This is a genomic window from Pelomonas sp. Root1217 (assembly GCF_001425705.1).
In the GTDB taxonomy this organism is placed as follows: domain Bacteria; phylum Pseudomonadota; class Gammaproteobacteria; order Burkholderiales; family Burkholderiaceae_C; genus Pelomonas.
The window spans coordinates 223,119-246,382 of sequence record NZ_LMDC01000001.1; the positions used below are offsets into that span (position 1 = coordinate 223,119).

Below are 23,264 nucleotides of genomic sequence, written 5' to 3' on the forward strand. Positions count from 1 at the left end.
CTTGGTGTCCGAATGCAACCAAGCCAAGTTTTCTCTAGAGTTGAAGGCATGTTTTCAGAGGAGGTCACCCATGTCCCGCGCCACCGATCATCTGCTGCGTCAGCACCTGGACAGTCTGGGCGTTCATCTGCGCCAGTGCCGCACGCTGTCAGACCGCAAGCAGCGCATGCTGTGCTCGCTGGAATTCCTGGACAGCGCCATCGGCGACCGGCTGTTCACGACCGTCGTCTTGGGTAGCGTCCTCATGGCCGCGTTGTTGAGCCTGGTCGTCTGATCTTCCCCTGCTTCGCTGAGGCGGCCCCAGTCGGGGCCGCTTGCTTTTTGGGCATTCAGAACGCTGCCGCCGGTTCCGGTCTGCGGGCCGGCAAGGCATCGGTGACCGGCACCCAGAGCTGCAGGTCGCCTTCAACCTCTCCGAGCGCCAGCGTCGATCCGGGTACCAGGGTGCGGTAGCCACTTGGCGGCGCGATACCGGCGCCGGTCGGCGCACGCTGCAGCAGCATCTCGATGCGCCGGCCCTGATGCACCAGACGCAGCCGGGCCTGCGGCCAGTGTGGCGGCAGGCAGGGCTGCACGCGCAGCAGGCCATCGGCCAGCTTGACGCCGCATAGCGATTCGACCGCCGCGCGCAGCAGCCAGCCCGCGGCCCCCGTGTACCAGCTCCAGCCGCCTCGGCCCGCGTGCGGCGCGGCGGCCTCGATATCGCCGGCCACAGCGAAGGGTTCCAGCCCATAGGCCGCGCCATGGGCGCCGCGGTGGGCCGGGCTGATGGCCGTGAAGGCTGCCCAGGCGCGCTCGGCCTGGCCGAGCTTGGCGCTGGCCATCAGGGCCCAGGTGGCGGCGTGGTTGTACTGGCCACCGTTCTCGCGCACGCCGCCGGGGTAGGCCTGGATGTAGCCGGCCGGTGGCTGGTGGTCCTTCAGCGGCGGCCACAGCAGGCGCAGCAGGTGGGCATCGCGGTCGTGCAGCTCGCGCCAGGCGCTGTCCAGGGCCAGGCGGGCGCGGTCGGCCTCGGTGACGCCGGTCAGCACAGCCCAGGCCTGCACGATGAGGTCGATGCGGCATTCGCTGGCGTCGTGGGTGCCAAGGATGCTGCCGTCGTCGAACCAGCCGCGGCGGTACCAGCGGCCGTCCCAGGCCTCGGCGTCCAGGGCCTTGGCCAGCTTGTCGCGGGCCTGGCGCCAGCGCGCGGCACGGGCCTGCTCGCCGCGGGCGATGGCCAGCGGGTGCAGGGCGTCGATGACGGCGCACAGGAAGAAACCCATCCACACCGACTCGCCACGGCCCTCGGCGCCGACGCGGTTCATGCCGTCGTTCCAGTCGCCGGTGCCGAACAGCGGCAGGCCATGGGCGCCGACGGGCAGGCTGACGTCGATGGAGCGCGCGGCGTGCTCGTAGATGCTCGCCTGCTCGTCGCTGACGGCCGGCACCTCGTAGATGTCCTCGGCGCCCTCGGGCACGGGGCGGCCCTGCAGGAAGGGCAGGATTTCGTCGGCCAGCGACGTGTCGGCGGTGCGTTCGACGTAGAGCGCCAGCGCCAGCGCCAGCCACAGCCGGTCGTCCGCGAAATGCGTGCGCACGCCGGCACCGGCCGGGTCATGCCACCAGTGCTGCACGTCGCCAGGCGGGAACTGGTGGGCCGCGTGGCGGCGGATCTGCGCGGCCAGTCGCTCGGGCGCGTGCTGCACCAGCGACATGGCGTCCTGCAGCTGGTCGCGGAAGCCGAAGGCGCCGCCGGCTTGGTAAAAGCCCGCGCGTGCCCAGATGCGGCAGCCGAGCACCTGGGCCGGCAGCCAATGGTTCACCAACGCGTCGAAGGCGGGGTCGGGCGTGGCCACCTGCACGGGCGCGCTCAAGGCCCGCCAGACCTCGCGCTGGGCGGCCAGGCGGCGCAGCGGGTCGGCCGTCCAGGCGCTGGCGGCCTGCTCGCGCGCGGCGGCCAGGCTCTGCGCATGGCCGAGCAGTACCGTGCCATGCCAGGCATGGCCGGCCTCCAGGCGGATCGGCACCGCCAGCAGGGCGGCCGGGTCGGTGGCCGGGCCGGCCTGGCCGTCCAGCGCGTGCGGCATGACGAGGCGCCCTTCGTCGTCGAACAGCAGGCGCCGGTCGCCACTGGCTTCGATGGCGGCCGTCCAGGGGCGCGGGCGGTTCAGGTCGGGCGTGAAGCCGGCGTCCGCGGGCCAGGGCCACAGGGCCTGATCGCTGGAGAGGACCTCGATCTGGTCGGCCGTCGCATCGCCCTCGCGGGTCGGGCGCAGCGCCATCCAGGCCGTGTGGCCGCCGAAACCGTTGAGGCCATCGGCCTGCGTGGCAAGGGCCACCAGCGGGCCGTCGCCCTGCGGTGCTTCCAGCCGAGTCACGACGCTGCGGCGCGCGCTGCTGTCGGCGCCCAGCTGCCACTGCGCCGCAGCCAGCAGCCGCAGCAGCCGTGGCGGGCGGCCGGGCGCCGCGTGCAGCTCCACCTGGCATTGCTTGACGGCGGTTGTCGCGTCCACCGTCCAGCGCAGGCGCACCACCATGCCCGGCAGCTGGAAGGCCATGGCCGTGGCTCCCGGCAGGTGGGACACGCTCTGGTGCGGGCTGGCGCGGCCGAGCAGCCAGGCCTTGCCGCTGGACAGGCAGTGCAGGATCAGCCACTCACCGGGCGAGTCCAGCAGCGCGTCGTTCGACCAGGGCGTGATCTGGTGCAGCCGGCTGTTGCCGGCCCAGGCCATGCCGGCACCGCGCTCGGACACCTGGCAGCCGAAGTTCTCGTTGGCGATGACGTTGATCCAGGGCCGCGCCGGCTGGCTTTGCTCGGTGAGTTCGAAGCGGCAGGCACCGCTGTCGACCTCGAAGTCGCTGTCTGGCGCCTGGGCTCCGGGCGGGGCGGCGAGGCTGGACACCAGCGTCGCGCCGGCGCCGCGCCGGGCCTTGGCGGCTTGCTCGTGGCTCTGCCCCAGGCGCTCGAGCTGCTGGGCCAGCGGCCGGCCATCGGCGAACCAGCGCACGCGCGCCAGCAGGTTCAGTGCAAAGCGCGTGTCCGGCCCCACGGTCTCGTCCGACAGCACATGCACGCGGCAGCGCCCATGGGTCTGCTGCTCGGCGAGGGACCGCAACGCGCGCGACACCGGCGCCAGATAGGACGGCGGCTCGGCGTCCAGCACGACGACGTCCACCGGCAGCGGGCTACCCTGGGCCTGCAGCAGTGCACACAGCTCGCGCACCATGATGACGCCGGTGGGATCAGCCACGCGCATCAGGATGATGGGGTCGTCCCCCGAGATGCCATGGCGCCACAGCGCGTCGCGCTCGTAGCCCGTCTCGGGCAAGGGCAGGTTCTCGCGGGCGGCCTGCGAGGTCAGCAGGGTCTGCAGCATGAGGCCGGCCCGCCACGCGCCCGGCGCCAGGCTGGCGCCCTGCGTACGCACGCCGGCCATGGTGTGGGCCAGCGTCAGCGCTCGCTCGACCAGGGCCGGCTGACGCAGCTTGTCCAGTAGATGGCTGAGGGTCTGCGGCTCGCGGGCTGCGGCGGTGGCCAGCGTCAGCGTCACGCTGGCGCCGGGCGGCAGCTGCAGCACCAGATGCAGCAGCGAGATCGGGTCGTTGCCGGTGTCCAGCATGCCGGACGCGGTGTTCAGGCCGGCCACATCGGTGCCGAGCAGCGCTTGCACGCCGGCATGCGCAATGACACCGCCGGGCTGGCCGGGCATGCCGCCGCGGGCCAGCCAATGGGCGCGGTCGGCGCCGGCTCGCACGCGGTCCAGCCGCGCGCCGCCCTCCAGCTCCACGCCCACCAGAGCATGCACCGCATGCAGGGCCGCCTCGTTGGGGCTGCGCGGCAGGCGCTGCCAGTTCAGGGCCTGCTGGCCGGGCTCCCAGCGCGCCTGCAGGAAGAGCTTGCCGAAAGCCGGATGGGCCAGGTCGGCCTTGGCCGGGGCCAGCACGGGCTCGAAGCTGGACACCAGCGCCAGGCGGCGCGGCCGGTGGGCCAGGTTGCGCAGCGTGATGCGGCGCAGCTCGACGTCGTCCTCGACGGCCACCCAGGCCTCGGTGTGCGCGTGCAGTTCCTCGCCCTCGGCGGTGAACTGCGCGCTGGCCGGATGAAGGCGACAGCCATAGCGCCACTGCGGGCCGGGCGTGGGCCGCAGCGTGAGCGAACGCCACGGGCTGGACTCGGGCGCGCCATTCCAGTGCAGGTCCAGATCGCGCAGATGCAGGTGGTGGCCGAGCAGGTCCTGCGGCAGGTCATCGCGCCAGCGGCTCACCAGCACCAGTGAGCCCGGCTCGCCCCAGACCAGCGTGCCGCCACCGTGCTCGCGAACCATCGCGCTCAGCCGGCCATGGCCCAGCCAGGCAGTGGCGGGCAGGGCGCGGCCATGCAGCTCGGGCACGACCAGCGAGATGCGGGCGCGGCGCGGTGCGCTGCGGGTCGGCTGTGGCGGTGGTTCGCGCAATGGCGCCACCTTGTGCGGGGCGCGCTCGTGCAGCAGCCAGCGTACCGCGCACAGCCGCGGCTCGGCGTCGGCCCAGCGCTGCGGCGCGCCGCCGCACAGCACCTCGGTCAGTGCGACGAGGGACATGCCGTGGTGGTGGGCCATCGTCGTGCCGATGCGCTGGAAGCGACGCCCTTGCTGGGGTGCGTCGCTGGTGGCTTCGGGCTGGCGGCCGACGGTGTAGTCCAGCGCCTCCATGAAGCCGCCCTCGTGGCGGGCTCCCAGCGCCTGCAGTGCACGCAGGTTGGCGACGGCTGCGCGCGGCATCACCATGGTTGCCATCAGGCTGGCATAGGGCGCGATGACGATCTCTTCCATCGGCGTGTCGCGCAGCGCCAGGCTGGCCACGCCCTGCGGGCCGTACTGGTAGGCCAGGCTGTGGTCGCGCTTGGCATAGGCGCTCTCGGACACGCCCCACGGCAGGCCGGCCGCGCGCCCGGCGCGGATCTGCTCCATGACGGCCGCGCGGGCGGCGTCCGCCAGCGCGCTGCCGGTGGGCTCGTCCAGCACCAGCGAGGGCATCAGCATCTCGAACATCGAGCCCGACCAGCTCTTCAACCCCGTGACGCGCCCGCGCGAGAAGAAGGGCCGGCCCAGCGCGCCCCAATGCGCCGGTGGGATGTCGCCCTTGGCGATGGCCACGAGGCTGGCCAGGCGGGCCTCGGAGGCGAGCAAGTCGTAGTGGTTCTGGTCCAGCCTTTCGGTGCCGGGCTCGGACCCCTGCGCCGCGATGGCGCCGATGTGCAGCAGGCGGCGCTGCGGGTCGTAGAGCCAGCTGAAGTCATGGGCCAGCGCGAGGGCGCGGGCCCGCGTGGCGACGGCGTTCAGCGCCTCGGCCACGGCCGGCGGCGGCGGCATGCCCTCGCCACCGCGCGCAAAGCCCTCGCAGGCCGCTGCGACGACGAGCAGGTGGGCGCAGAGGTTGCCGCTGTCCACGCTGGAGATGTAGGGCGGCTCCAGCACGGCCAGGCGCTGGGTGTCAATCCAGTTGTAGAAATGGCCGCGGTGGCGGGGCAGCTTGTCGAGCGTATCCAGCGTGCGGCCGATGCGCTCGGCCAGGCCGACGTCATGCAGCCAGCCGAACTCGCGCGCGCAGCAGGCCGACAGCAGGTACAGGCCGATATTGGTGGGCGACGTGCGGTGGGCGACGGCGATGTCGGGGTCGAACTGCACGTTGTCCGGCGGCAGGTCGTTGTCATCCTTCGTGACCCAGCGCTCGAACCAGCGCCAGGTGTCGCGGGCGACGCTGAGCAGGTACTGGCGCTCATCGTCGGTGATGGCCTCGCGGCGCGGCCGGGCGCGCGGCCGGCTGGCCAGGCCTATCCACAGCGGCGTCAGGGCCCAGGCCAGCAGCAGCGGCAGGGCTTGGTCCCAATCGACCTGACGGCCGATCAGGGCAGGCGTCATCAGCAGCAGGGCCAGCGCGCCGGTGGCGAAGGTCACATGCTTGTGCTGGCGCCACAGCGAGCGCCAGTCGGTGCGCGCGGCGGCTTCCGCTGCGTCGGCGGTGGTCCATTCCAGCAGATGTTGGTGGCTGACACGCTGACGCCACAGCGCGCGCACGATGGCGTCGATGCTGAGCCAGCTTGCCGACGGCAGCAATGCGATGTGCCAGACGACGCCACCGACGGCGCGCCCGAGTTCGGTTGCCGCCTGCCGGTAAAAGCGCGGCAGGGAGATGCGGTCGCCCGACGGCGCGCAGGCGGCCAGGGCGCCCATCAACGGCCCGGCGCCGAAGGTGGCGGCCACCAACCCGAGCGCCCACGCCGGTGCCAGGCCCAGGCCCATCCACGACGCGACCAGCAGCAGCAGGGCGGCCGGAGCGACGAGCGAGCGGCGCAGGTTGTCCAGCATCTTCCAGATGTGGATGCCGTGCAGGCCCCACCGGCGCGGGTGGCCGAGGAAGGGCAGCAGCTGCCAGTCGCCGCGCGTCCAGCGGTGGATGCGCGAGGCCGCCACGTCGGCATGCATGGGCGCAGGCTCCACCAGCACCACGTCGCTGACGCCGGCGCAGCGCATCAGCGAACCCTCCAGCAGGTCATGGCTGAGCACCTGGCCCTCGGGGAAGCGATGGGCCAGCACCTGCGCTGCGGCCTGCACGTCGATCAGCCCCTTGCCGGTGGCGCTGCCTTCGTCGAACAGATCCTGGTAGACCTCGGAGCTGGCAGCGCTGTAGGGGTCCAGCCCCGGCTGGCCTGCGAACAGGCTGTGGAACCAGGTGCCATGCACCGTGGAGCTGCCGGCGGCGGTAGCCAGCGGTGTGGCCACGCGCGGCTGCAGCATGCCGTGGCCGCGCACGACGGTGACGGCACCGCTGGCCGTGCGGCTCAACCGTGGGCGGTTCAGCGGGTGGGCGGCGATGGCAACCAGCTCACGCAGCGCACCGGGGGGCAGGGCGTTGTCGGCATCCAGCGTGATGATGTGGCGGATGCCCGGCGCGGGCGTGGACAGTTCGCCCAGGTCGACAAAGCGGTCGGGCAGCAGCTCGGGGGGCTGGCCGGCCAGCAGGGCGGCCAATGCCTCGGTCTTGCCGCGCTTGCGCTCCCAGCCGATCCAGCGCTGTTCCGTCTCGCTCCAGCGCCGCTCGCGGTGCAGCAGCAGGAAACGCGGGCGGCCCTCGCAGGCCGTGCCGTGACGCTGGTTCAACGCCTCGATGCCGGCGCGCGCCTGGGCAAGCAGGGCCGCATCTTGCGGCAGGTGCTCGGCCTTGGCATCGCTAAAGTCGCTGAGCAGCGCGAATTGCGCTTCGTCTTCCAGATTGGCCAGGTGGTGGCGCTCCAGCTGGGCGAGCAGGGTCGCAATGCCCTTGGGCCGCGTCAGCATGCAGGGAATGACAACGATGCTGCGCGCCCCGGCCGGAATGCCGTGATGCCAGGTCAGGCGCGGCAGCTGCGCCGGCGCTACCGACTCGCTGATGAGGCGGTTGGCCAGCGCGACCACCGCCTCGCTGGCCGGCAGCAGCGACAGCAGCACGGCGGCCACGACCATGGGCCAGCCGACACCCGGAGGCAGGCCCAGCAGCAGCAGTGTCAGCTCGGCCAGGATCAGCAACCCTGCCAGGCTGGTCAGATAGAGGGCGGCGCGGTGGCGGCGCAGCCCGGCGATGAAGCGCTCGCCGGCGGTAGGCTTGAGGCGCAGTTCGCTCAGCAGGCGTTCGCGGCCGGGGCCGGCCAGCCAGTACAGCGGCGCCCGCTCCTCGGCGTCCTCGGCCCAGGCGGAGTCGTTGCAGAGCAGGCGCAGCACCTGGGCCACGTCGGCCTCGGGCACGTTATGGCGCTCGGTCAACGCCTCGATGGCATGCATGGCCATGTCGCGCGTGGCCTCGTGCTCCTGGCGGTAGACGTCGATGCGGCCCAGGGCGCGCAGCGTCGGGTGCACGGCCTCGAACAATCCAGCCCAGTTGGCCGCGCCGAGGTTGCGCAGGCTGCCAATGGCGTTGCGAATGCTCTGGTGGTCGGCCGCGCTCTCGGCCTGCTCGCTGGCCTGCGCAGCGGCCGGGTCGGGCAGCACCTCGGTCAGCCAGACCTGCACGGCGGCCCAGGACGAGTCATCGGGGTCACGCTGCTCGGCTTGGCCCAGGGCGCGGTCGGTCAGCCGTTCGTGCAGGCGCAGGGCCAGGGCTGTGATGGCGGGGTCGCGCGGCCAGGCTGATTGCCATTGCCGCAGCTGGTTGCGCACCGCTGCCGCGTTCAGCTGCGGCAGCGCCTCGAACAGGTGCTGGGCGGCGCGGCGTGCCAGATGACGCCAGGCGGCGCGCTCGGCCAGCCGGCGCAGGTTCTCCACAAGCACGACGCGCAGTGTGGACGGCAGGGCCCACAGCTCGCGCAATGTCAGCGCCTCGGCCTCGTGGTGGCCGGCCAGGAAGTGGTGCAGCAGGGCCAGGTCCAGCGAGCTGTCGGCGTGGGCTACCCAGGCCCAGGCGACGCCGTAGATGCGTGGCAGGCCCTGCAGCGGCTCGTCGGCCAGCCGTGGCAGGCGCTGGAAGTAGCTGCGTGGCAGGTCGTGCAGCACCTCGTCGAGCTGCTGCTGCACGATGCGGGCGTTGTCCAGCAGCCAGGCGTGGGCGGGGTCGATGTCGGCCTGCAGGCCTTCCTCGGACAGCACGCCCAGCGCGGCGGCCCAGACCTGAAGGTTGCTGCGCAGACGCGGCGAGAAGGGGCGGGGCTGCTGCCGCGGGTCGTCTACCCGCTGCGCGGCGGCCAGGCTGCGGCCATGTTCGGCGAAGCGATCGGCACCGAACTGCACGGCACGCACCGGAGCGGCGGCGGCTTCGGCGCCGCCGGCCAGGCGCAGGAAGGCTTGGGCAGCGCCCGGGGGCGTCAGGTCATGCGGCGGGTGTTGCGGGGGTGCGGACATGGTCCGACTTTGGGTGCCGGCGCGCCGGCGGCACAGCAGCATGGGTCGCGTGTCTCTGTCAGCGCAGTCCTACGTGTCCCCCATGAAAAACGATGGTTCTGCCGCATAGTGGAAAGGTCGCAGCTTTGTCAGCTCGGACAGGCCGTTTTGGGCCGGCCGGCCCAAGTCGGCTCAGGCTTCGCTGCGCAGGCGCGCGGCCAGTTCGACGTAGGCCGGTTCGACGGGCATGGGCCTGGCGTCCGCCAAGTGCGCCCGCAAGACGCGCTTGAGCGTCTCCGGCTGCGGCGTCAGCGGCCCGGCGAAGCGGATGTGCTCGCCGTCGGCGATCAGCAGCGTCGGGAAGGTCTCGATGTCCAGGTTGCCGATGAGTTCGGCCTCATCCTCGATGTCGATCCAACGTACGTGCAGGCCGGCCTGCGGCAGCTCGGCGCAGGCGGCTTCGAAAACTTCTTGGTAGGACTCGCAGGTACGGCACCAGGCGGCGCAAAGGCAGGCGATGTGAAGCGGCATGGGCCAACATGGTGCCATGGCGGGACGACGGGCTGCCGTCGTGCTGGAATTCGACAGACTATGCTGCCCTCAACCCCTGGAGACATCGGATGCACAACAACACGCTCCAACCCGCGTTCCTGAGTTCGCTGATGACAGCCGGAGCGAACCTCGAGTTGTCCTACAACGACCTGGCGCCTCATGCCAACGACAGGATGACGGCGGCGTTGGCGCTGGCCAAGCACGCCCGAGAAACTCAAAGACATGTCAGATTCGTCGGCATCAGTGCGGGCACGTCGGGCATCAAGCACTTGGCCGAGGAAGGTGAGGGTCACGTCACCTTCTCGCTCGTGTATTGATCGTCAGTCGAGCGCAGCCAGGGCCTGGCGCCGCCAGCGCCGGCTTTCGGCCGTTGCCCATTGCGCGAAGGCATGCAGCTCGGACGAGCCTTCCCGGTCGACCCGTCGGCAGAGGTAGAAGCCGCGCCCGGACGACACCCAGCCGCTGAACGGCACGACCAGCTGCCCGGCAGCCAGCTCCCTTTCGATGAGGCAGAGCTGCACGACCGCGATGCCCATGTCGGCGACGACAGCCTCGATCAGTGCGGCGGCCAGGTCGAACCCCGAGCCCAACGAGAGCTGGCCGGCCTGCATGCCCTGGGCCTTGAGCCAGAGCGCCCAGTCGCCGGGATGGGCGCTGTGATGCAGCAGCGGGTGCTGCAGGATGTCCTGCGGCCGGACCAACCGGGCGGCGCGCGCCGGACGGCACACGGGCACCAGTTCACGCCCCAGCAGGTATTGCGCGACGACGCCTTCGGGCCAGTGGCTGTGTGCGCTCAGCTTGGGGTTGATCCAGCAGTCGACGTCATCGCGCTCAAAGCGGTCGTCGTGGCGCCAGCGGCGGAACTCGACCTTGAGCTGTGGATGCTGCGCCTGCAACGCCGGTTGCCGCGGTACCAGCGCATACAACGAGGGCACGGGTGCCAGCGCAGTGACGGGCCGGCCGGGGCCGCCTGCACGGGAACGGCCCGTTCCAGCATGTCCAGCTGCGCGTGGCGGACTTCGACCGCCTGGAGAAGAAGCTGCAGCGCCGCGTGCAGCAGCGGCGCCTGGCTGACGCCAAGGTGCAGCTCAAGTTCGAAGTGCGCCGCCCGCCGCTGGAGGCCACCGACGCGTCACGTGCGCTGGACAAGCGCGCGCAGGCGATCTACGCAGAGCCGGGCCTGACGATGCAGGTGGCCGAAGTCGCCACGGGCGGCGGCACGGACGCCTCCTTCGCGGCGATGCAGGCACGAGGCCCGGTGATCGAAGGCCTGGGCCTCACCGGCTTTGGTGCCCACTCCAACGATGCCGAGTACGTCGACATCCGCTCCATCGCCCCGCGGCTCTACCTGGTGGCGCGACTGATCATGGAGATTTCCGGCGCGAACCCTTGAGCCAGACTGACTGGGAGTGGGAATTTGCGCATCGAGTTCGGCAATTTGGGCGACCCTGACGGGCGGGCCGCTCTGCAGCGGGTGCTGACGGCCGCGGTCGGCATCCGTCCGGCAGCAATGTGCCCAAAGCGGAAATCCGGCGACGCGCAGCAGCGGGCGGGCTGCGACATTCGCAGGCCGAGGCATGAGCGGCAGCAGCCACGAAAACCTGTCATTGAGTGCCGCTGGGCCTGACCGGCAGCTTCTCCCCTGGACCGGTCGCTCGACCGCGGCGCAAGCATCGTGGCGGTACGAGCGACCGCTCTCACCCGCCGCGACAGTCGGATCACGACCCGTTTCGGTCCTACCGCCCGTGCAAATCGGGTCCCGGTAGCAGTCGTTAAGCGCTCAGCTTGAGCAGCGGCTTTGCCGAACGGGTGGCATCGATGATCTGGCCTCCGCGTGGAATGCAGCCATGGCGCTTTCTAGTACGGAAGCCCGTCTTCGTGCAGCACAGGCGGCGGGCCGAACAACGAAATCAAATCATCGATATAGGCTTTAAGGATCTGCGACCCTTGGACGTAGGCGATGTCGGAGAAGGGGCGTACGCACTCCGGATCCTCAAAAAAGTTCTCGATGAATCTTTGGCACTCAAATTCGGCCTTGTCATCTTCAATGTAGAACCACTCAGAACATCCCCCGCTTAGGAACTGTATTCGGGAGGGTCCGAATGCAACGTGTAGACGTCTCTCGAGCGCCCCGGCATCTACCGGACAGTCATGCGGCAGGTAAAAGGCGACTCGGAGAAACAAGAATGGGTCGCCACAACGCAGAGTTGCAAACCGTCTCATCGGGTTGCTTTGCGTCGTCATTCCGATCTTCGCTCTCCCATAGTCTCTGCTGCTTGCCATCACGTAAAGCCAAGAGCCACGCGGCGGCAGCTGATACGCTGAACCTTCAATTTGCATCATCTTCAGATTCCACGAATCATTGCTGGTCTTCATCCAGCGGGTGCCAGCCGACTTTGAGAAGCCTGAATAACAAGAGGCGAAGACCCGACAACGACAACGGTGAGCGTCCTGCTCGCGTAGCGCGCATCAGGCTGGCGCGACGAGGCGCACGCCGCGAAAGGGCTCGCTCTGTTGCAAGGCCGCGCTCCGACGGTCGCCAAGATCAACGAGCGCGTCGAGCACCTGCAGCAGCTTACGGGCCAGAGCAGCCGGCAACGGATGCTGTCGGTCGGCGTGCGCCTGCACCAGCGCCGCGATCCCGGCTGGTACCAAGGAGCCCTTCCAGCCCGCAGGCAGGTGCCCATAGACGATCTGCGCCAGCACTTGGTCGGCGAATGTGTCAGCCGGGTAGGCGGCACCGGAACGTTCGCATAGCGTGACGAACTGGCGAGCGACGTAGGGGTGCCAGCCGGCGACGCGAACCATGCGGTCAACCAGCGACATCGCTTGGCCAAGATCATCCCAGACGCCGTTGGCGAAACGCGTGGCGCCGGGGGCGTGCTCGACTACCACGAACATCAGCGAATCGACTAGGGCCTGTTAACACTAATTGCGTCGAGTCGGGTTCACTGTGACAGTGTCTGCATGGAGATCACAGCAGCGCAATTCAAGTTGATTGAGCACTGTCTGCCACGGCAGCGCGGCAACGTCAGTCTGACGAATCTGCAGGTGCTCAATGCCATCCTGTACGTCGCTGAGCACGGCTGCAAATGGCGCGGCCTGCCCAAGCGTTTCGGCAACTGGCACACGATCTACACGCGGATGAGCCGATGGGCGAAGTCGGGCGTGCTGGATCGAGCCTTCGAGCAGCTCCAGCAGGCGCAGGTGGTGCAGATCAAGATCGAGGCCGTGTCGCTGGACAGCACCAGCGTGAAGGTGCATCCGGACGGCACTGGTGCGCCAAAAAAAACGGTCCGCAGGCTATCGGCAAATCCCGTGGCGGGTGGAACACCAAGATCCACCTCCTCGCCGCGGACGCGCGCACGGCCATAACCTTCTCGCTCTCGCCTGGACAAGCGCACGACGCGCCAGAAGGTCGCGAGTTGCTCAAGCGGCTCGGGCCGCCCAATCGGCCCTTGCACTTGCTCATGGACCGTGCCTATGAAGGCAACGAGACCCGCCAACTGGCCCTTGACTTGGGCTTCATTCCCGTCGTACCGCCGTTGCGCACGCGCATCCAGCCTTGGGAATACGACCGCGAGATGTACAAGCGTCGCAATGAGGTCGAGCGCCTGTTCCGCAGGCTCAAGGGCTATCGCCGCATCTTCTCCAGATTCGAGAAGCTCGACGTCATGTTCATCGCCTTCATCTGCTTCGCACTCATCGCAGATGGCCTGCGGTAGTGTTAACAGGCCCTAGCTTCGGCAGGTCGAAGCCGCCCATGCGCCCGTCGTTGTAGGGCGAACGGCGCAGGTCATCATTCTCCAACGTTCGATCGAGCACGGCCTGCAGCAGGTACAGGGTGTCTTCGCGGACCTCCGGCGCATCGAGGACTTCGCCGCAGACCAACGACACAGTGAGCGGCGCGAGCAGCCGCATCGCGATCTCGTCAGGCTGCGCAAGGATCGGCCGCAGCAACCTCTGCAAGATCTCGTCGACCGGAAGATGGGGGGCAACGCTTGCCACCATCCGACCCAGCTGCTCCTCCCATTCGTACAGGTTTGCATCGCCACGCTCGCGGCCCCGACGCCGCTCTTTTCGCCACACCGGGTTGATCGTGCCGAGCGTCCAGCCGATATACGCCTCGAGGGCGTCGACAAAGTGCGCACGGCCAGCGCTCGCCATGACCACCGCCACTGGGACTCTCTGCAAGACGTTCGCGGCGTACCGGCCGTCCCACAGATCATCGGTGCTCTGCCACCCTTCGTCTTCTTCCCCGTCGAGAGTCTGCGGATTCTCAGCGTCCGGCGCGGCCCGCACCCACGAAGGCCGTGGGCGCACCCAGGCAGGCAGCGGCCCTTGCGCACGGTACTCGTCGAGTGCCGCGGCCATCGTCGCGGCACGGTGGTCCGATTCCACCTGCCGCCGTGCCTCGGTGTCTAGCCGGTGCATCTCTCGCCTGCTTACGAGCTGTGCCAAACGCAACCCCAGGTTCAGGCCACACCAGGCGAACCGCGCGTCGCGCTGCCAGCAGCCAGCGACGCCAGACAGCGCAACGAACGAAACCGCATCGAGTGGGTGCGCAATCAAGCGATAGAGCGCTTCGCGGTCGGCAGGATACTCGCGGGCCGATCGGATACGCGCGGCCAACGCATGCGCCACGAAGATCTTCGGGTGCCAAGGGATCACAGATCCAGAAAACGTGTCGTCGGAGATCTCGTCCTGCGTGACGCGGAAGCTTTCGATGATGGCATCGGCCCAGGCCTCATGCCCGCTCGCATCGGCGAAACAAATCACTGCCGCTGCCGTTCCCGCAATCGCGCCTTCCGTCAACTCACTGCCAGGCATCGGCGACATCGACCTCCCAGCAGCAGCCGCATCAGCCATCTCTTTCGCACGCCCGATGGCGTCGTCCACCGAGAAGCGCGGCGCCCATTGGCGCAACGTGAAGCACTTATCAACCCACAGCCACAGCTCCATCTCGCGCGCCGCCTGCGCATGGCGGTGCAGGGCCGCTTGCACCTCGGGAGCTTCGTGTCGCGGACTGCTCATCGATATCTGGACCACATCACTGCGGCCGGGGATCGGAGCTGCGGTGTAGTTCTCGGCGTGGCCCAACTCCGACCATAGTTCGGCGGTGCGGCGGAGCTCGGCCACATGTTCTGGGTTCTGCGCCTCTTCCTGATAGGCGAATTCCAGCTTGTTCGGGAAGTCGTCGAGAGCGGCGCGGCACGCCTCCCGCAAGGCCGTGTCGCCTCCGAGGACGAAGAGCGGTACCAGGTCGCGCAGTTCCAAGCGGCGCGACGTCATCTGGCTGCTGTCGGCGACTGCTTGACGGTGCACCGCGTCGACGCTTGCGTTGTCGAAGCCCATCAGCCCCGCGCTTTGCAGTTGGTGCTCTTGGACCTGGCGCTGCAGGTCGATCCGCCACAGGCGCGGGCTGCGCAGCAGCGCCAAGGTCGTTGGCGAAACTTGCTTGGCCCGCAAGGCGAGGTGCACCGCAATCCCCACGATGCCGATGCTCGTGTGCCCTTCCAGCAGCTGTTGCAGTACTTCGTCCAACGGGCGTCCGGCATCGAGCTGCGCGATGCCCCAGTGCTCCAGCGTCATGAGGGCGCACTCCACGACCTGCGGCCCGCCATGGCCGCGGAACCAGAAGTAGTGCCGGTTGTCGCCCCAGAACTCCTGTTGCCCCCACGGAAACACGAATACGAGCGGCATCGGTGTCGCGCTGCCATGCCAGTGCCCATGCAACTGACGCCACGCCGTGGTGGCGTGGTTCGTCACGTCGCGGATCAGCGCTAGCGCCGTCGCTGGATCGCGCATGAGCAGCGAGTGGAACGGTTCGCGGAGAGGCGAGGCGGGGAAGAAGCCCTGATGGTCGCCGCCGATCGACAGCCGGTCCCAATCGTGGTGGGAGAACGAGTGGTGCATGATCGACGTGCTCGAAAGCGCGAGCTTGTCCCACCGCGATCTCTTCTCCGGCGGGACGGCCTCGGCTTCCCTGCGCCGGCGACCCTCTTCACGCGCTTCGCGACGCCACCGTGCCGATATGTCGTCCGGCAGCTCCATCATGAACCAGCGCTTAGCGACCCTCGCGAGCAGCGCAGCATGCGTCTGCGCCAGCACCGGCGCGTAGGTCATGAGCTCGCGGAACGCGCCATCGGACCAGCGCTCGATTGTCTCGACCTTCGCGAGATAGGCGTTTACCACATCAGGATAAGCGCGCGCTGCGCGGAGCACCAACGCACGGAGCTCCGTCTCCAGCTGCGTCGGCACCCGCGGGCGCGGCGTGCCATCGTTTTCAGGCGTGGCGTATCGAAACCGGTGGTCCACATGCTCGTCCTCGATCGCGTGCAACCACGTTGCGCACCGGGCTACGATGCGCTGCGACACTGCGTTGGGGTAGTCCGCGAGAGCGACCTGCCAGGTTTCGAACAGCGTGACGAGATCCCGCAACTGTGCGTCAGGAATCGACTCGACCTGTTCGATCGCCCATGTGAGCAGGCGGCGCCACGCCGCGAAGTCGGAAGGCCAGCCCAGCGAGTCCGCGATACGGATACGCGCGGCGGCATCCAGATCGCCGCCCAGGACTCCGGAGAGCACCATGGGGTTGGGTGTCGTCTTCTCTGCCTGCATCCACACCAGGAGCTTTCCGAAAAGCCGGTGGCCGTTCGACGCCAAAGACGCAGCGAACATGTCGGCGTGCTCAGCGAAGCGTGGGCTGAACACGGGCGCCACGAGCCAAGCGCGCAGCCACTGCGGCCGCACCTGAGCCCGCTCGAGCGCATGGAGCTCGCGCGGCCACTGGTCAGGGAGCGGATAAGTCGCCTGCGACAGCAGCTCCACCACGCGCGCCAATGCGGGCGGTTCCCCGGCCGCAGTTAGGGCCGCGATCCAGTCGTCACCCTGATCTAGCAGCAGGTGAAGGAACGACCACTCGAAGAAAATATCGTGACTGAACTGGGCGGTATGACCCGTGCGCACTTGCTGCACCAGGCCATCCTCCTCCAGCGCCGGGAGCACGTCCTGCGTTGCAGTCGACAGGTCGCGGATGCGGACATTGCGACCCAGGTCGGGCGCGCTGCGGTGAGCCAGCTCGATAAGCCCCCGCTGCCGCGCCAGGGCCTGGGGCGCGTGGGCGTCGTAGCCGCCCCGCGTCCACCAGGCCTCCACGAGGTCCACCTCCGACTGAGGCGCGAACCCGGAGGGGTACGCTGCCCGAGAGAACCCCCGTGCCAGCACCGCCGCGAAGAACGGGCGGCGTGCCAGTGTGCGCACGCGCTCGTTTCCGCCAGTCAGGAGCGGCCGCAGCGCCGGCAGCGAATCCGCGAGTGAGCTGGCCTCTTCGTCCGTCAAGTTCTCCACATCGACATAGCCCACGCCGCCGCTAGCGAGCAGCGCAGCAGGCACCCAGTTGCGCAGGGGCTCGATGCCGGCGTCGCGCGCGGTGGCGACCACGCGCCAGTCGGAAAGCGCCGGGTTCGTCAGAAGCTGGCCGAGCAAGTCGGTCACGATCGCGCGCTGTTCCGGCGCGATGCGGTCGAGGCCATCGATCAGGACCGTGGCATGACCGGTTGCCGCGACCTCCACGAGCAGCGGCTCGATCGATATCGTCGCTAAGCCCATCGCGCGGGCATGTTCTGACCAGCTGCGGCCAGAGAGCCGGTTGGCGGTGAGGAACAACGTGGTGCCATCGGCGGCCAGCTCTTGCACCACGTCGCGCAGCAGCACCGTCTTGCCGGTGCCGGGCAGGCCTTTGATCAGCGTCAGGCGGTGGGCCGCCATCTGAGCGCCAAGCTGGTCGCGCAGCACCTGGCGCGTGAGGTGCGTCCCTCCGATGTCGTCGACCTGCTGGTCGAGCCAGTGGCGAGTGTTGTCGCGCAGCGTCTGCATGTCGCCGGCGAACGCAGGCGCCCCCGTGAAGCGCCAGCCAGCCAGCGCGCGCACGAGCGATGCGCGGGTGTGCACTGCGCTCCGCCCCGCCCCATCGCGAGCGACCTGGCGCAGCAAATCCCATAAGTCGCCGGCACGCATCACTTGCTGCGGCGCCAGCGCGCGCTGCAGGCTGACGATTGCCTCCGCTTCGTGCGTCGATCCGGCGTGGGGGGGGTCAAACCGGATCAGCACCAAATGCGCGAGCAGGCGGTGCAGCTGTTCGTCGGACAGGGGCGTTCCTGTGTCCTGTGCAGCCATTCGAACCGCGTCGGTCACAGCGCGGTGACTGGTCGAGGCGTTCCCGCCGTCGACAAACCGTTGCATGAAGGCCGCAGTCGTGTCGGAAGCCCGAGCCCATTCGCACACGGTCGTGAAAGCTCGAGACGTCTCTTCCGCCACTGACCCCGTGACTGCTCCAACGCGGTCCACGTTCTCGCGAAAGTCCAGCTTCTGCAACGTCTGCCAGCTGCGTTGAATCACTTCTCGGAAGTCGCTGTTGGTCGCCGCGTCCGAGATGGTGAGTGAACGCTTGACCTGCAGCGACAGCCGCATGACGGCTCCATCGGCCAGGGAGGCGGCATCGACGATCACGTCGTCGAGCGGTTCGCCGAAGTCGGCCTGCTGCTGGGCAACCCGCTGCACGATCCTTCCGTCGAGGCCCGCCGCCGTCGTGCCGCTGATCATCGCCGCGAGGTACTGCGCCGCGACCGCGTCTTCGTAGGTGAATCCGGCGCCGCCGGTGAGTTCAGGCGAAGTCATGCTTTATCCGTGAGTCTCGTCTGATTGTCATCGCCTCGCCAGCAACGCTTCCTCGAGTCGCACCGCGCCATGTGGCTAACTCCTGCCGCGCCTCAGTCGCTCCGAATGCTGCCATCCAGCGTGTGCCCACCGCTCCGGGGCCTCCTTCGGGTGGCTCTGCATGGGTCCGATCGGCTCGCGCCAGCGGCAGCTTTGGGGCGACGAGCCCATGGCCGCGAGCGTCGCTGATGGGTCGATAGCGCCAGCTCGAAGCCGTTCAGAGCTGCCGTTGACCGACGTGCGGCGTTGGACCTCTGGCGTCGCTGGGACGAGTTCCACCGAGCGGCAGGTCCTGGATGGCAGTCACTCGGCCCGCGGGGTGGCGAATGGCCGGTAACGGCGGCCGCGCCCGTCGAATCGCCAAAACTGGAAGTCGGCAGCCAGCCCAGAACCGCGGACCGGCGGATTTCCGCTATGGGCACATTGTTGCCGGACGGATGCCGACCGCGGCCGTCAGCACGCAGCCTGCAGCAGTCATCGGCTTGGCCGAGCTTGCAACCTGCCAGCTATGCCGCTGGAGGATGGCCGACGATCTGCCGCAGCACCCGCTCCTCCAGCTCCGCAAACCCCGCCGCCATGCGCGAGCGCGGTCGCGGCAGGGCCACGGTCGCATCGAGCGTGATGCCGCCGCGGTCGATCAGCAGCACGCGGTCGGCTAGGGCCGCGGCCTCGGCGACGTCGTGCGTGACGAGCAAGGCCGTGAAGCCGTGATGGCGCCAGAGCTGCTCTATGAGGCGATGCATCTCCAGCCGCGTCAACGCGTCCAGCGCGCCCAGCGGCTCGTCAAGCAGCAGCAGGCGAGGGCGGTGCACGAGAGCGCGGGCGAGGGCCACGCGCTGGCGCTGGCCGCCTGACAGCGTCGCCGGCCAGTCGCTGCCGCGGCCGGCGAGGCCGACCTGGGACAGCGCCTCCATCGCGCGGTCCCAGGCATCGGGGCCGGCCAGGCCGAGTGCGACGTTGTCGACAACGCGCTTCCAGGGCAGCAGGCGGGCGTCCTGGAACATCAGCCGGCGTTCGCCCGCCGTGCCCGCTTCGACGAGGCCGGCGCTCGGCGAGTCCAGCCCGGCGATGAGGCGCAGCAGCGTGCTCTTGCCACAGCCGCTGCGGCCTACCAGGGCGACGAATTCGCCGGGGGCGACCGTCAGGTCCAGGTCCTGCAGCACGTGGCGCGTGCCGAAGGATTTGGCAACGCCGCGCAACTGCAGCGCCAGGCCGCCTGAGGTGTCGCGCGGCGGCGTGTCGGCAACCCAGGGCTCGCGCGGCAGCACAGGCGTGTCGAATTCAGTCAGCCACATGATCAGTTCCCCTCGGCGGCATAGCCGCGGTGCCAGGGCAGCCAGGCCTTCTCCAGCCCGCGCGCGACGACGTCGGCCAGCTTGCCCAGCACGGCGTAGAGCAGGATGCCGACCAGCACGACATCGGTCTGCAGGAATTCGCGCGCATTCATCGTCAGGTAGCCAATACCGGCCTGGGCCGACAGCGTCTCCGCCACGATCAGCAGCACCCACATCAGCCCCAGCGAGAAGCGCAGCCCGACCAGGATGGACGGCAGCGCGCCGGGCAGGATGACCTGCCGGTACAGCTGGAAGCCCGACAGGCCGTAGCTGCGCGCCATCTCGATGAGGTCGCGGTCGACGTTTCGGATGCCGTGGAAGGTGTTCAGGTAGACCGGGAAAAACACACCCACCGCAACCAGCACCAGCTTGGCGGCCTCGTCGATGCCGAACCACAGGATGACCAGCGGGATCAGTGCCAGCGCGGGGATGTTGCGCACCATCTGCAGCGTCGTGTCCAGCAGCGTCTCGGCCGCGCGCCAGGTGCCGGTCAGCAGGCCCAGCAACAGGCCGAGGCCGCCGCCGATGGCCAGCGCCGAGAAGGCCCGCGCCGTGCTGACGGCGACGTGATGCGCCAATTCGCCCGAGCGCAGCAGCTGCCAGAAGGCGGCCAGCACCGCGGCGGGCTCGGGCAGGATGCGCGCGGACAGCACACCGCTGCGCGAGGCGATCTCCCAGGCGACGAGGAGAGCTGCGGGCAGCAGCCAGGGGATGAGGCGGCGCAACATCGGTTCAGCTCGCGGAAACGGCCTTGGGCACGTAGCTGTTGGCCACGACTTCGCCGAACGGGCCGGTCAGCACGGGCGCGGTGAGCTTCTCGCGCACGCCCAGCGGCAGCAGCGGGAACACCAGTTCCGCAAAGCGGTGGGCCTCGTCCAGATGCGGATAGCCGCTGAGGATGAAGTACTCCAGGCCGATGTTCGAGTATTCCTTGATGCGGTCCGCCACCTGCTGCGGGCTGCCCACCAGGGCCGTGCCCGCGCCGCCGCGCACCAGGCCCACCCCGGCCCACAGATTCGGCGCGATCTCCAGCCCCTGGCGCACATCGGCCTTGTTGAACTGGCCGCCGTGCAGTTCGGCCATGCGGCGCTGGCCGACCGAGTCCATGCTCTTGAAGCGCGCCTGGGCCGCGGCCACGGTGGCTTCGTCCAGCTCGGACAGCAGCTCGCCGGCGGCGCGCCAGGCTTCATCTTCGGTCTCGCGCACGATGACATGCAGGCGGATGCCGTAGTGCAGGCGGCGGCCTCGTGCCGCAGCGCGCTCGCGCACATCGGCGAGTTTTTTCTCGACCTCGGCCGGCGGTTCGCCCCAGGTCAGGTACGTGTCGACCTGCTCCGCAGCCAGGTCGTGCGCCGGGCCTGAGGAGCCGCCGAAGAACACCGGCGGGTAGGGCTTGTTGATGGGCGGGTAGAGCACCTTGCCGCCCTTGACGCTGAGATGCTCACCATCCAGGTCCAGCGGCTCGCCGGTGTGCGAGCGGGCCAGCAGTTCGCGCCAGATGCGGATGAACTCGGCGCTCTGCTCGTAGCGCGCCGCGTGATCGAGGAACTGCCCGTCGCCGGCCAGCTCGTCGGGGTCGCCGCCGGTGACGAGGTTGACGAGCAGGCGGCCGCCCGAGAGGCGGTCCAGCGTGGCGGCCATGCGGGCGCTCTGCGACGGCGCGACGAGGCCGGGCCGCAGCGCGACAAGGAACTTCAGGTGCTTGGTGGCGTCGATGAGGCTGGCCGCGACGATCCAGGAGTCTTCGCAGCTGCGGCCGGTGGGCAGCAGCACACCCTCGTAGCCGAGGCTGTCGGCGGCAATGGCGATCTGCTTGAAGTAGGCATGGTCGGCCACGCGGGCGCCGCGCGAGCTGCCGAGGTAGCGGCTGTCGCCGTGGGTGGGGATGAACCAGAAGATCTTCATGCTTTCACCTGTGCAATGGCATCGGCAACGCGGATGGAGCGGGGAATCAGCGCGAGCTCGGCGAAGGCGTCGGCCACCTGTTGCTGCTCGCGGACCAGGTCGGGTGTCAGCGGACCGACGGGCGCGGCACCGCGGCGCTCGACCATGCGCTGCACGATGGCCGCGGGCAGGCCGGCGAATTCGGCGTAGCGCTGTACGGCGTCCTCGCGATCGGTGCGCACGCGCGTGTCTGTGTCCGTCAGGGCCTGGAACAGCGTCTTCACCAGGGCCGGCTGCTGGCTCAGCGCGCGCGACGCCAGGTAGAAGGTGTTGTTGCTCGTCAGGCCTCGGCTGGTGGCCAGCGCGCGCAGCTCGCCGCTGATCTCGGCGGCGGCGTAATAAGGGTCCCAGACGGCCCAGGCGTCCACCGAGCCGCGCTCGAAGGCGGCGCGCGCGTCGGCCGGTGGCAGGTACATGGGCTGGATGTCGGCCCAGGTCAAGCCCGCCTTCTTCACAGCCTGCACGGTCAGGAAGTGGGCGCTGCTGCCCTTTTGCAGTGCCACCCGGCGGCCCTTCAGGTCTGCGAGCTTCTTCAGCGCCGAATCGGGCTTGACGAGGACGGCCGAGCTGTCCGGCTTGGGCGGCTCGGCGCCGACGTAGACGACGTCCTTGCCCGCGGCCTGCGCGAACACCGGTGGCGCGTCGCCCGTGGCGCCGAGGTCGACGCTGCCCAATGCCAGGGCCTCCAGCAACTGCGGGCCGGCGGGGAACTCGGTCCACTGGATGCGGGTGCCAGGCAGGCGCTGTTCCAGCAGGCCGTAGCTCTTCAGCAGCGCGAGGTTGAGCGAGCCCTTCTGGAAGCCAATCCGAAGTTGCTGGGGAGCGTCCGCCTTGGCGCGCGTCCAGACCGCGGCCGTCGTGGCCAGAATGGCGATGGCTGCGCGCCGGGTGGCATTGGCGCTCATCGCACGGCCTCCGCAACGGTGGTGGTGGGCAACGCGTCGGCGACGCGAATGGGCTTGGGAATCAGGCCGAGGGCGTGGAAGGCATCGGCGATCTTCTGCTGCTCGGCGGCGACGGCGGCGGTCAGCGGCTTCACGCCGAACTGGTAGCGCGTCAGGCTCTTCTCGACGACCTCGGGCTCCAGCCCCTGCAGCGGCGCGATGACGGCCGCCGCGGCCTTGACGTTGGCCTTCACATGGGCGGCCTGGGCCTGATTGTCGTCGAACAGTGCCTGGATGACCTGCGGGTGCTGCTGTGCGAAGCCGCGCTCGGCCAGGTAATAGGCGTAGTTGTTGACCAGGCCGCGGCCGTCCTGCAACAGGCGCGCACCGCTCTGCTTCTCGACGGCGGCGAGGAAGGGGTCCCAGATCACCCAGGCATCCACCGCACCTCGCTCGAAGGCGGCGCGTGCATCGGCCGGCGGCAGGTAGACGGGCTGTACGTCGCTGTACTTCAGGCCCTGCTTCTCCAGCGCCTTCACGAGCAGGTAGTGCACGTTGCTGCCCTTGTTCAGCGCGATCTTCCTGCCCTTCAGGTCGGCCAGCGTCTTGATGGCGGAGTCCTTGGGCACGACGATGGCCTCGGCCTCGGGCGCGGCCGGGTCGAAGCCGATGTAGACGAAGCGGGCACCGGCGGCCTGCGCAAAGATGGGCGGCGCCTCGCCGACAAAGCCCACGTCGACGGCGCCGACGTTCAGGCCTTCGAGCAGTTGCGGGCCGGCGGGGAACTCCACCCACTTGACGGTCACTCCCAGGGGAGCGAGCTTCTTCTCGAGCGAGCCCGAGGACTTCTGCAGCGTCAACAGGCTGGCGGATTTCTGGAAGCCGATGCGCAACGTTGTCTGGGCGGAGGCGTGCAGGCTGGAGGCCGCGATCAGCAGTGGCGCGGTCCAGCGAAGGAGGGAGCGGAAGAGCATCTGATGTCCTGTGAAAAGAATCCCGGCGCTCGGGCACACCCGATCAGC

General features: G+C 69.2%; 14 protein-coding genes and 1 pseudogene. 4 read left to right on the plus strand and 11 right to left on the minus strand.

Annotated features, from left to right (window positions below):
* Positions 1–70 precede the first annotated feature (70 nt).
* Positions 71–274, plus strand: coding sequence for a hypothetical protein (locus ASC95_RS01080; RefSeq protein WP_057295954.1), 204 nt, complete (start codon positions 71–73; stop codon positions 272–274).
* Between the two features lie 55 nt (positions 275–329).
* Here the strand turns inward: ASC95_RS01080 and ASC95_RS01085 are convergent, their stop codons facing one another.
* Together ASC95_RS01085 and ASC95_RS01090 are read right to left on the minus strand one after the other, a co-directional pair.
* Positions 330–8,831, minus strand: a complete 8,502-nt coding sequence (locus ASC95_RS01085; protein ID WP_157255888.1) for a GH36-type glycosyl hydrolase domain-containing protein — start codon at positions 8,829–8,831, stop codon at positions 330–332.
* A gap of 171 nt (positions 8,832–9,002) precedes the next feature.
* A complete protein-coding gene (locus ASC95_RS01090) occupies positions 9,003–9,341 on the minus strand; it encodes a thioredoxin domain-containing protein (protein WP_235537651.1) in 339 nt (112 codons plus the stop codon).
* Positions 9,342–9,430: 89 nt separating this feature from the next.
* Here ASC95_RS01090 and ASC95_RS01095 point away from each other — a divergent pair, with 89 nt between their 5' ends.
* Positions 9,431–9,679 (plus strand): hypothetical protein, encoded by a 249-nt coding sequence (locus ASC95_RS01095; protein ID WP_057295957.1) that lies wholly within the window; start codon positions 9,431–9,433, stop codon positions 9,677–9,679.
* Positions 9,680–9,682: 3 nt separating this feature from the next.
* Here the strand turns inward: ASC95_RS01095 and ASC95_RS01100 are convergent, their stop codons facing one another.
* Positions 9,683–10,297 carry a LysR substrate-binding domain-containing protein gene (locus ASC95_RS01100; protein WP_162250696.1) on the minus strand — a complete coding sequence of 205 codons (615 nt, stop codon included), beginning with the start codon at positions 10,295–10,297 and terminating at the stop codon, positions 9,683–9,685.
* Positions 10,298–10,365: 68 nt separating this feature from the next.
* On the opposite strand from ASC95_RS01100, the pseudogene ASC95_RS01105 reads away from it, so the two are divergent.
* Positions 10,366–10,755 (plus strand): annotated as a pseudogene (locus ASC95_RS01105) (M20/M25/M40 family metallo-hydrolase); the annotation flags it as partial.
* Between the two features lie 464 nt (positions 10,756–11,219).
* On the opposite strand, the gene ASC95_RS01110 reads toward ASC95_RS01105, so the two are convergent.
* Both ASC95_RS01110 and ASC95_RS01115 read right to left on the minus strand, forming a co-directional pair.
* Positions 11,220–11,738, minus strand: a complete 519-nt coding sequence (locus tag ASC95_RS01110; protein WP_057295960.1) for a GIY-YIG nuclease family protein — start codon at positions 11,736–11,738, stop codon at positions 11,220–11,222.
* A gap of 93 nt (positions 11,739–11,831) precedes the next feature.
* Complete coding sequence (locus ASC95_RS01115; RefSeq protein WP_057295961.1) at positions 11,832–12,263, minus strand: hypothetical protein; 432 nt, start codon at positions 12,261–12,263, stop codon at positions 11,832–11,834.
* Positions 12,264–12,329: 66 nt separating this feature from the next.
* Between ASC95_RS01115 and ASC95_RS30305 the strand changes: the two genes are divergently transcribed.
* Positions 12,330–13,087, plus strand: a protein-coding gene (locus ASC95_RS30305; protein ID WP_157255890.1) for an IS5 family transposase whose coding sequence is annotated in 2 segments (ribosomal slippage) — positions 12,330–12,645 and positions 12,645–13,087 — 759 coding nt in all. Because the reading frame shifts where the segments join, the coding sequence is not laid out codon by codon here.
* On the opposite strand, the gene ASC95_RS01130 is transcribed toward ASC95_RS30305, so the two are convergent.
* From ASC95_RS01130 to ASC95_RS01155, 6 genes are all read right to left on the minus strand, one after another.
* The gene (locus ASC95_RS01130; RefSeq protein WP_235537652.1) at positions 13,065–18,041 is read right to left on the minus strand and encodes an NACHT domain-containing protein; all 4,977 of its coding nucleotides are present in this window, start codon (positions 18,039–18,041) and stop codon (positions 13,065–13,067) included. The two genes, ASC95_RS30305 and ASC95_RS01130, sit on opposite strands and share 23 nt — an antisense overlap.
* A 545-nt stretch (positions 18,042–18,586) precedes the next feature.
* The gene (locus ASC95_RS01135; protein ID WP_082567395.1) at positions 18,587–19,375 is read right to left on the minus strand and encodes an ATP-binding cassette domain-containing protein; all 789 of its coding nucleotides are present in this window, start codon (positions 19,373–19,375) and stop codon (positions 18,587–18,589) included.
* Between the two features lie 2 nt (positions 19,376–19,377).
* Positions 19,378–20,142, minus strand: a complete 765-nt coding sequence (gene ssuC / locus ASC95_RS01140; RefSeq protein ID WP_057295962.1) for an aliphatic sulfonate ABC transporter permease SsuC — start codon at positions 20,140–20,142, stop codon at positions 19,378–19,380.
* Positions 20,143–20,146: 4 nt separating this feature from the next.
* A complete protein-coding gene (ssuD, locus tag ASC95_RS01145; RefSeq protein WP_057295963.1) occupies positions 20,147–21,319 on the minus strand; it encodes an FMNH2-dependent alkanesulfonate monooxygenase in 1,173 nt (390 codons plus the stop codon).
* Positions 21,316–22,263 carry an aliphatic sulfonate ABC transporter substrate-binding protein gene (locus ASC95_RS01150; protein ID WP_057295964.1) on the minus strand — a complete coding sequence of 316 codons (948 nt, stop codon included), beginning with the start codon at positions 22,261–22,263 and terminating at the stop codon, positions 21,316–21,318. Before ASC95_RS01150 ends, ssuD begins: the two co-directional genes overlap by 4 nt.
* The gene (locus ASC95_RS01155) at positions 22,260–23,216 is read right to left on the minus strand and encodes a sulfonate ABC transporter substrate-binding protein (protein ID WP_057295965.1); all 957 of its coding nucleotides are present in this window, start codon (positions 23,214–23,216) and stop codon (positions 22,260–22,262) included. Before ASC95_RS01155 ends, ASC95_RS01150 begins: the two co-directional genes overlap by 4 nt.
* Positions 23,217–23,264 lie beyond the last annotated feature (48 nt).